Below are 10,000 nucleotides of genomic sequence, written 5' to 3'. Positions count from 1 at the left end.
CATGACCAGGTATCTTTTACCTGAATACATAGGGTTTAAGAAGCGAACCCGGGGAACTGAAACATCTAAGTACCCGGAGGAAAGGAAATCAACAGATACTCCCCTAGTAGCGGCGAGCGAACGGGGACCAGCCGAGCCATGATGATGACTGGAATGATCTGGAAAGATCAGCCACAGAGGGTGACAGCCCCGTACAGGAAGTCTGATTGGACGTATTAAGTAAGGCGGGACACGTGAAATCCTGTCTGAAGATCGGGGGACCACCCTCGAAGGCTAAGTACTCCTTACTGACCGATAGCGAACCAGTACCGTGAGGGAAAGGTGAAAAGCACCCCGACGAGGGGAGTGAAACAGTTTCTGAAACCGGACGCCTACAAGCAGTCGGAGCCGCCTTGAGCGGTGACGGCGTACCTTTTGTATAATGGGTCAACGACTTGGTCTGTCTGGCAAGCTTAAGCCGTTAGGTGTAGGCGCAGCGAAAGCGAGTGTTAAATGCGCGACATAGTCAGACGGATCAGACCCGAAACCGAGTGATCTAGGCATGAGCAGGCTGAAGGTACGGTAACACGTACTGGAGGGCCGAACCCACACCTGTTGAAAAAGGTCGGGATGACTTGTGCCTAGGGGTGAAAGGCCAATCAAACTCGGAGATAGCTGGTTCTCCGCGAAAGCTATTTAGGTAGCGCCTCGGATGTATTCCTTGGGGGGTAGAGCACTGCATGGATGATGGGGGCCCACAGCCTTACTGAGTCTAAGCAAACTCCGAATACCCAAGAGAACTGTCCGGGAGACACACGGCGGGTGCTAACGTCCGTCGTGGAGAGGGAAACAACCCTGACCAACAGCTAAGGCCCCCAATTCGTGGCTAAGTGGGAAAGCATGTGAGACTTCCAAAACAACCAGGAGGTTGGCTTAGAAGCAGCCATCCTTTAAAGATAGCGTAACAGCTCACTGGTCTAATCAAGAGGTCTTGCGGCGAAGATGTAACGGGGCTCAAGCCACGAGCCGAAGCTTTGGATGCACACTTGTTGTGCGTGGTAGCGGAGCGTTCTGTGATATAGAACGCTGCCTCTTTAGCCCAGCAATGGGTTACGGAGGCAATGTTCTGACTGTGAAGCCGGGCCGTGAGGCAACCGGTGGAGTGATCAGAAGTGAGAATGTTGACATGAGTAGCGACAAACAGGGTGAGAGACCCTGTCGCCGAAAGTCCAAGGGTTCCTGCTTAAAGCTAATCTGAGCAGGGTAAGCCGGCCCCTAAGGCGAGGCCGAAAGGCGTAGTCGATGGGAACCAGGTTAATATTCCTGGGCCAGGAGATGGTGACGGATCCCGAGGGTAGTTCGATCTTAACGGATTGATCGGGCTGCTTAGGGGTTCCTGGAAATAGCCCTCCATGAGACCGTACCCTAAACCGACACAGGTGGACTGGTAGAGAATACCAAGGCGCTTGAGAGAACCACATTTAAGGAACTCGGCAAAATACCTCCGTAAGTTCGCGAGAAGGAGGCCCGATTGGCAGGCAACTGTTGGTCGGGGGCACAAACCAGGGGGTGGCGACTGTTTACTAAAAACACAGGGCTCTGCGAAGCCGCAAGGCGACGTATAGGGTCTGACGCCTGCCCGGTGCCGGAAGGTTAAAAGGAGAGGTGCAAGCCTTGAATTGAAGCCCCGGTAAACGGCGGCCGTAACTATAACGGTCCTAAGGTAGCGAAATTCCTTGTCGGGTAAGTTCCGACCTGCACGAATGGCGTAACGACTTCCCCGCTGTCTCAAATGTGGACTCAGCGAAATTGAATTGTCTGTGAAGATGCAGACTTCCCGCGGTTAGACGGAAAGACCCCATGCACCTTTACTACAGCTTCGCACTGGCATCAGGATTGCGATGTGCAGGATAGGCGGTAGGCTTTGAAGCGGGGACGCCAGTTCCCGTGGAGCCATCCTTGAGATACCGCCCTTCGCACTCTTGATGTCTAACCGCGGTCCGTTATCCGGATCCGGGACCCTGCGTGGCGGGTAGTTTGACTGGGGCGGTCGCCTCCCAAACTGTAACGGAGGCGCGCGAAGGTTGGCTCAGAGCGGTCGGAAATCGCTCGTTGAGTGCAATGGCAGAAGCCAGCCTGACTGCAAGACTGACAAGTCGAGCAGAGTCGAAAGACGGCCATAGTGATCCGGTGGTCCCGAGTGGAAGGGCCATCGCTCAACGGATAAAAGGTACGCTGGGGATAACAGGCTGATGATGCCCAAGAGTCCATATCGACGGCATCGTTTGGCACCTCGATGTCGGCTCATCTCATCCTGGGGCTGGAGCAGGTCCCAAGGGTACGGCTGTTCGCCGTTTAAAGAGGTACGTGAGCTGGGTTTAGAACGTCGTGAGACAGTTCGGTCCCTATCTGCCGTGGGTGTTGGAGACTTGAGAGGAGTTGCCCCTAGTACGAGAGGACCGGGGTGAACGTTCCACTGGTGGACCAGTTGTCGTGCCAACGGCAGTGCTGGGTAGCTATGAACGGACAGGATAACCGCTGAAGGCATCTAAGCGGGAAGCCCCCCTCAAAACAAGGTCTCCCTTGAGAGCCGTGGAAGACCACCACGTCGATAGGCCGGAGATGTAAGTGCAGCAATGCATTCAGTTGACCGGTACTAATGGCTCGATAGGCTTGATTTGATCCGGAAGAAGACAGACTGTCTTCTCCAAAAAGCATCCTTGGACAACTTAATCCCCATGAAACGGGATCAACGCTGATCGTTTCTTTCCTGGTCTGGTGGCCCTAGCGCGAGCAAAACACCCGATCCCATCCCGAACTCGGCCGTTAAGTGCCGCTGCGCCGATGGTACTGCGTCTCAAGACGTGGGAGAGTAGGTCACCGCCAGACCTGGAAAGAAACGAGCATCTCTCCAAACGATCAAAAAATACGCGCAAATCCAGATCAAAAACGCGCGGAAATGGCGCGGGGTAGAGCAGCCCGGTAGCTCGTCAGGCTCATAACCTGAAGGTCGTAGGTTCAAATCCTACCCCCGCAACCAGAATAAGTTACAAAAACTATTCCGAAATCCCGCCAGATGGCAGGAACATGACGCGTTCAAACTCGTGTCAATGACGGGAGAATGGCTCAGAACCCGCGCAAAGCCGACAGGTATCTGGAGCCGAAATTGTCGCTGATCATAGACATCAATGCCCGAACACGCGCAAGTTGATGGCGGAGTGGCGGGCAAACCAGCGAAAGCTGGGTCCACAAGAGCGCCAATGTCCTGAACAAGTTCCCGAAATCGATGCAGCCCACGGTGAAGACCGATCTGCGCGAAATCTGGCAGGCCGAGACCCGCGCTGCCGCCGAAACAGCCATGGACACCTTCGCCGGGAAATGCGGGAGCAAATACGGGAGCAAATACGAGAAGGCAGTAACCTGCCTGAAAAAGGACCGCGAGGCCCTCTTGGCCTTCCATGACTTCCCCGCGAACCACTGGGATCACCTCCGCACAGGCAATCCGATCGAGAGCGTCTTCGCCACCGTCCAGCACAGGACTGTCCGAACCAAGCGGGCGCTGTCGCAGAAGACCAACAAGCTCATGGTCTTCGAGCTCGTTCAGGCCGCCGCCAGGACGTGGCGCCGCCTGAAGGGCGCGAACCGGTTGCCAATGGTCATCGAAGGCGTCACCGCCACTGAAGGTGTCGCTGCAAACGACACCAAAAACCGCGCCGCTTGATCAGGCCGCGTCACCCAAAATCCGGCATAGCTCTAAGGCATAGCTCTAAAATGAGCTCAGGTATCCAGATTGGCCACGTTCAGGGCATTGGTCTGAATGAACTCCCGGCGTGGTTCGACGACATCTCCCATCAGTTTGGTGAAGAGGTCTTCGGCTTCGGCGACATCTTCGATGCGCACCTGCAGCATCGTACGGGCAGCCGGATCCAGCGTCGTTTCCCACAGTTGATCCGGGTTCATCTCGCCCAGACCCTTGTAGCGCTGCAGGGACAGGCCCTTCTCACCTTCGAGGAAGATAGCAGTCAACAGGCTGAGCGGTCCGTAGATCGGCTGCTCGCGGTCCTTGCGGATCAGGCGCGCGGTCTGGCCATAGATTTCCTGCAGACTTGTGGTCATCTCGCCAAGACGACGGCTTTCGGCGCTGCGCAGCATCTGACCGTCCAGCGTGCGCGATTCCTCGACGCCGCGCAGGGTGCGGGTCAGGCGGATACCAGCATCCTGCGTCGGACGACCCGTCCAGCCGCGCTCATATTCCTCGGCGATCAGGTCAAGGCGTGCGGCGACGGCATCTGCCGCACCCTGCGCGTCGGAGTCGACGCGTCCGGGGACCAGAGCGCCTGCAATGGCGGCCTGTTCGGTGATATGGGGCGGGTAATGGGTGGGATAGGCGCGCAGGACACGACGGCAGGTGCGTGCCTCTTCGACGATGCGCAGAAGGTCGTTACCGGTGATCTCTTCGCCGCTTCCCAGGCGCAGTATCGCGCCTTCGACGCCTTGCTGGATCAGATATTCCTCCAGCGCGGCCTCGTTCTTGAGGTAGACCTCGGAGCGGCCACGGCCGACCTTGTAGAGCGGCGGTTGCGCGATATAGAGATGCCCGGCCTCGATGAGTTCAGGCATCTGCCGGAAGAAGAAGGTCAGCAACAGGGTGCGGATATGCGCGCCATCGACGTCAGCATCGGTCATGATGATGATCTTGTGGTAGCGCAGTTTCTTGAGGCTGAATTCGTCGCGGCCAATGCCGGTGCCCAATGCGGTGATCAGCGTTCCGATCTGGTCGCTGCCCAGCATACGGTCGAAACGGGCGCGTTCGACGTTCAGGATCTTGCCGCGCAGGGGCAGGACAGCCTGATTCTGCCGCGACCGGCCCTGTTTCGCCGATCCGCCGGCCGAGTCACCCTCGACGATGAACAATTCCGACAGCGAGGGGTCCTTTTCCTGGCAATCGGCCAATTTCCCCGGCAGCGAGGCCACGTCCATCGCGGATTTGCGGCGCGTCAGTTCGCGCGCCCTGCGTGCGGCTTCGCGTGCAAGCGCAGCCTCGATAATCTTGCTGACGATGCCCTTGGCCTCGGTCGGGTTTTCCTCGAACCACTCGGTCAGCTTTTCATGCACAAGCCCCTCGACAGCCGGGCGGACTTCGGAGGAGACCAGCTTGTCCTTGGTCTGGCTGGAGAATTTCGGATCTGGAACCTTGACCGACAGCACGCAGGTCAGGCCTTCACGGGCGTCGTCGCCAGTAAAGTCGATCTTCTCTTTCTTGGCGATGCCGCTGGATTGCGCATATTGGTTGATGACCCGCGTCAGCGCGCCCCGGAAGCCGGCCATATGGGTGCCGCCGTCGCGCTGGGGGATGTTGTTGGTGAAGGGCAGGACGGTTTCATGATAGCTGTCATTCCACCACATGGCGACTTCGACGCCGATGCCGTTCTTTTCGCCGGTCATGAAGATCGGCTCGGGCATCACGGGAGATTTCGAACGGTCGAGGAATTTCACGAATTCGCGGACGCCGCCCTCGTAGAACAATTCCGTCCTCTGCACTTCGGCATGACGTGAATCTTCCAGGATGATCCGCACACCGCTGTTCAGGAATGCCAGTTCGCGCAGCCGGTTTTCCAGCGTCTTGTAGTTGTAATCCAGGTTGCTGAAGGTGCCGTCGGGATCATTGGTCTTGGCCGATGCCAGAAAGCGCACCTCGGTCCCGGTTTCACCCTCGGCGGCATCGCCGACGACGCGCAGATGCTCGGTGGTGTCGCCATGTTCGAAACGGGCGTAATGTTCCTTGCCATTGCGCCAGATCCGCAGTTCCAGCCAGTCCGACAGCGCGTTGACGACGGAAACCCCCACGCCATGCAGGCCGCCAGAGACCTTGTAGCTGTTCTGGTCGAATTTGCCCCCGGCATGCAGCTGGGTCATGATGACCTCGGCCGCGCTGACGCCCTCGCCTGCATGCAGATCGACCGGGATGCCGCGGCCGTTGTCGCGCACGCTGACGCTGTTGTCGTTGTGGATCTTCACCTTCACATAGTCGGCTTCGCCTGCCAGGGCCTCGTCGATGCCGTTGTCCACGACCTCATAGACCATGTGGTGCAGGCCGCTACCGTCATCCGTATCGCCGATATACATGCCGGGCCGCTTGCGAACAGCCTCCAATCCCTTGAGAACCTTGATGGAATCTGCACCGTATTCGGCGGTCTGTGGGGCAGTATCGGTCATGCGCAAATATTCCTGTGAATCCTATGTCGATATAGGCTGTTACGCGGGCAAAGTCACGGCAAAGACGCTGATTTTCCGGTGATCCGGGCGTATTCCTGCGGGCGGCCTGCCAATCCGTGATTCAGTCATGCTCCATGCAACGCGACGCGCCGTCGTGCTTGGCAATTTCCAGCCGTCTGGCGCGGGGGCCGAAAGAATCAAACAGCTCGGCCCCGGTGCCGGTCAGCAGGGTCTGGGCGTTCAGTTCCGATATCTGATCATAGAGATTGGCGCGCCTGTCGGCATCGAGATGGGCGGCCACCTCATCAAGCAACAGGATGACCGGCTGATCGGCCAGGGCACGGGCGTTGGCCAGCATCAGCGACAGCAGCAGGGCCTTCTGCTCTCCGGTCGAGGACAGCGCCGCGGGCATGTCCTGCGGTCCCCAATAGGCACCCAGATCGGCGCGGTGGGGGCCTGTCAGGCTGCGTCCGGCGGCCAGATCGCGAATGCGCATCTCGGCCAGGCGCGTGGCGATGCTGTCGGCGTTGCTGTCATCGGCGTGACCTTCGCCGGGCAGAAGAGTCAGTGTTGCGGCGGGAAAGCCCGTGCCGTCGTGAACCTGAGAGGCCATGATGGCCTGCAGAGCCTTCAGCCGGTTCGCCGTCAACGCGCTGCCGGATTGTGCCATTTGCCGCTCCAGCGCGCGATACCAGCCGGGATCGCTGACATGATCCCTGAGCAGGCGATTGCGTTCGCGCATGGCCTTTTCATAGCCGAGCGCCAATTCGGCATGGTCGGGAAACAGGCTCAGGGTCAGCCGGTCCAGAAAGCGTCGGCGCGTCTCGGGCGGATCGGTCCACAGCCGGTCCATCGAAGGCACAAGCCAGATGATCCGCAACAGCCGCCCCAAGGCGGTTTGCGGAACCTGCTTGTGGTCCAGAAACACCTGCCGGTTCTGTCCCGGAAGCGCGACGGTTTCAACGTCGTGATCGCCGCAGCCTGCACGGATGCGCCATCCTGCGTCCTTGCCTTGTCGGGCCTGATCGGTTGCGGGGGCGGCGCGCAGCCCCCGTCCGGGGGCCAGCATCGAGATCGCTTCAAGGATATTGGTCTTGCCCGAGCCGTTGGGGCCGAAAATGGCGATCGGCCGGTCATCAATCTGCAAATCCAGCCGCGGCCAGGACCGGAACTGGGCAAGAGAAATGCCGGTCAGCGTCACACGCGCATCGGCATGACGACATAGACCGCGCTCAGGTCGCTGCCTTCGCGGATCAGTGCCGCATCGCCCGAACCGCTGAACATGAAGACGGCATTGTCACGATCGACCTGGCTGGCGATTTCCTGCAGGTACTTGGCGTTGAAGCCGATTTCCAGCGGTTCATCGGCATAGGCCACGATCAGCTCTTCCTCGGCTGCACCGGAATCCGGTGCGTTGACCGAAAGGATCAGCCGGTCAGCGTCCAGAGACAGCTTGACGGCGCGCGACCTTTCGCTGCTGACCGTTGCCACGCGATCCACGGCGCGCGCGAAATCTGTCGCGTCAACCTCCAGCTTGCGGGTGTTGTTTGCGGGAATCACGCGCGAGTAATCGGGGAATGTGCCGTCAATCACCTTCGAGGTCAGGGTCAGGGTCGAGGTGGCAAAGCGCACCTTGGTTTCGCTGACCGAAACGGCGATCTCTGCCTCGTCATCATCCAGCAGCTTGCGCAGCTCGGCAACGGTCTTGCGAGGCACGATGATGCCCGGCATGTCCTCGGCCCCGGCCGGCAGGGGGGCGTCGATGCGGGCAAGGCGGTGGCCGTCGGTGGCCACGCAGCGCAGCGTGGTGCCCTCTTCGGACTGTGCGACATGCATATAGACGCCATTCAGGTAGTAGCGCGTTTCCTCGGTCGAGATGGCGAATTTCGATTTGTCGAACAGCCGGCGCAGAACGGCGGCCGGGGCGCTGAAACTGGCACTGTATTCCGTCGAGGCCATGACCGGGAAATCTTCGCGCGGCAGGGTCGCCAGGTTGAAGTTCGAGCGCCCCGCCTGAACCGACAGGCGGCCCGTGGCATCATCGGAGGTGATCTGAACCAGCGCGCCGTCGGGCAGCTTGCGGGCGATTTCATTCAACATCACGGCGCTGACGGTCGTGGCGCCGGGGCGCTCGACCTGTGCGGCGGCGCGATCGACGACTTCGGTATCCAGATCGGTCGCCCGGAAACTGACCCCATCAGGCGTGGCTTCGATCAGCACATTGGCCAGGATCGGGATGGTGTTGCGGCGTTCGACAACCGACTGGGCCTGAGATACGGCTTTGACCAGAACGGCGCGTTCGATCGAGAATTTCATAGCTTTTCCCTGTCCCTATGGCCGCTCAGGCCGTGATCGGACCTGATTTGTAACCGTCTGTGCGGGCGGTCACAAGGATTTCGTTCCAGTGCTGTCTTCAGGCTTCCAGAAGGCGTTTGAGCATGGCGATATCTTCGGCCAGGCCGTGATCTTCCCCGGCCAGTTCCTCGATCTTGCGCACACCATGCATGATGGTGGTGTGATCGCGGCCGCCAAAGCGGCGTCCGATCTCGGGCAGGGAACGGCTGGTGAGCTGTTTGGAGAGATACATGGCGATCTGGCGTGGCCGGGCGACATTGCGCGCCCGTTTCGGCCCCATCATGTCGGCCAGCTTGATGTTGTAATGCTCGGCCACCTTGCGCTGGATGTCGTCGATGCTGATCTTGCGGTCATTGGTGCGCAGGATGTCGGCCAGGCATTCCTGCGCGACCTCCAGCGTGATCTCGCGGCGCAGCAGGCTGGCATGAGCAAAGAGCCGCTGCAGCGCGCCTTCCAGCACGCGGACGTTGTTCGTGATGCGATGCGCCAGGAATTCCAGAACCCCGGCGCCGATCTCCAGGTCGGGATGCTGGTCGCGGAAGGCTTCGGTCTTGGATTGCAGGATGCCCAGACGCAATTCATAGGTGGTGGGGTGAAGATCGACGATCAGGCCGCAGCCCAGGCGGGACTTGATCCGCTCTTCCAGACCCTTGATCTCGGCGGGGGCGCGGTCGGCGGAAATGACGATCTGCTTGCCCTGATCGACCAGCGCGTTGAACGTATGGAAGAATTCTTCCTGCGTGCTGTCCTTGCCGGCGATGAACTGCACGTCATCGACCATCAGCATGTTCACATTGCGGAACATGCCCTTGAAATCCATGATCGTGCTTTCGCGCAGGGCCTGCACGAAGCGATACATGAATTGCTCGGCCGAGAGATACAGCACCTGAGCCGCGGGATGACGTTGCTGGTAGTCATGGGCGATGGCATGCATCAGGTGGGTCTTGCCCAGTCCGACGCCACCATAAAGGAACAGCGGGTTGAAGCCGACCGGTCCGCCTTCGGCGACGCGGCGTGCGGCGGCATGGGCCAGTTCGTTGGGCTTGCCGACCACGAAATTCTCAAAGGTGAACCGCGGATCAAGCGGGGCGCAAAGATCGGCCTTGGCGGATTGACGCATTTCGGGGGCAGCCGGGGAAACTGCCGGGCCGTTGGCGCGGAACTGCGTGGCGGGGGCCTGGGCGGCGGTGCGGACCCGTGCGGTCACGCCCTGGGGAGCGACATCGAAACGGACGCGCTCGACCGAGGGCTCGATGCGGTTCAGCTCGCCAATGATGTCCTTGGCGAAATGCCGGTTGACCCAATCCGAGACGAAACGTGTCGGGCTTGCGAAACGGGCGACCCCCTCATCGACCGAGGTGAGGCGCAGCGGCTTGATCCAGTGGTTGAAGTTGTTCGGTCCAACAGTTTTTTCCAACTCTGCGCATGCCTGCCCCCAAAGTTCTTCCAT

The 10,000-nt window shown here is 59.7% G+C and carries 4 protein-coding genes, 1 tRNA gene, 2 rRNA genes and 1 pseudogene (1 of these 8 cut by a window edge); 4 read left to right on the top strand and 4 right to left on the bottom strand.

Annotation, left to right across the window (positions count from 1 at the left end; translation table 11 throughout):
- The 4 genes and pseudogenes from JHW44_RS00040 to JHW44_RS00025 all read left to right on the top strand — a co-directional run.
- A 23S ribosomal RNA gene (locus tag JHW44_RS00040) occupies positions 1–2,660 on the top strand (it extends 173 nt beyond the left edge of the window).
- A gap of 93 nt (positions 2,661–2,753) precedes the next feature.
- Positions 2,754–2,868, top strand: a 5S ribosomal RNA gene (gene rrf, locus JHW44_RS00035).
- A 74-nt stretch (positions 2,869–2,942) separates the two neighbouring features.
- Positions 2,943–3,019: transfer RNA gene (locus JHW44_RS00030), tRNA-Met, on the top strand.
- A gap of 201 nt (positions 3,020–3,220) precedes the next feature.
- Positions 3,221–3,700, top strand: a pseudogene (locus tag JHW44_RS00025) (transposase); the annotation flags it as partial.
- A 56-nt stretch (positions 3,701–3,756) separates the two neighbouring features.
- On the opposite strand, the gene gyrB reads toward JHW44_RS00025, so the two are convergent.
- From gyrB to dnaA, 4 genes are all read right to left on the bottom strand, one after another.
- Positions 3,757–6,195, bottom strand: a complete 2,439-nt coding sequence (gyrB, locus tag JHW44_RS00020; protein WP_089342389.1) for a DNA topoisomerase (ATP-hydrolyzing) subunit B — start codon at positions 6,193–6,195, stop codon at positions 3,757–3,759.
- 121 nt (positions 6,196–6,316) lie between these two features.
- Positions 6,317–7,396, bottom strand: a complete 1,080-nt coding sequence (gene recF / locus JHW44_RS00015; RefSeq protein WP_089342390.1) for a DNA replication/repair protein RecF — start codon at positions 7,394–7,396, stop codon at positions 6,317–6,319.
- Positions 7,393–8,511 (bottom strand): DNA polymerase III subunit beta, encoded by a 1,119-nt coding sequence (gene dnaN, locus JHW44_RS00010; RefSeq protein ID WP_089342391.1) that lies wholly within the window; start codon positions 8,509–8,511, stop codon positions 7,393–7,395. Before dnaN ends, recF begins: the two co-directional genes overlap by 4 nt.
- A gap of 97 nt (positions 8,512–8,608) precedes the next feature.
- Complete coding sequence (gene dnaA / locus JHW44_RS00005; protein ID WP_089342392.1) at positions 8,609–10,000, bottom strand: chromosomal replication initiator protein DnaA; 1,392 nt, start codon at positions 9,998–10,000, stop codon at positions 8,609–8,611.

This window comes from Paracoccus seriniphilus (assembly GCF_028553745.1).
GTDB lineage: Bacteria > Pseudomonadota > Alphaproteobacteria > Rhodobacterales > Rhodobacteraceae > Paracoccus > Paracoccus seriniphilus.
Note: the sequence above shows the minus strand (reverse complement) of the source record. Positions and strands in the feature narration are given on the sequence as shown.

What these genes read in the sequence shown, in the direction of transcription:
- dnaA (WP_089342392.1), bottom strand. Translation starts at nt 10,000, where the DNA reads ATGGAAGAACTTTGGGGGCAGGCATGCGCAGAGTTGGAAAAAACTGTT.
- gyrB (WP_089342389.1), bottom strand. Translation starts at nt 6,195, where the DNA reads ATGACCGATACTGCCCCACAGACCGCCGAATACGGTGCAGATTCCATC.
- dnaN (WP_089342391.1), bottom strand. Translation starts at nt 8,511, where the DNA reads ATGAAATTCTCGATCGAACGCGCCGTTCTGGTCAAAGCCGTATCTCAG.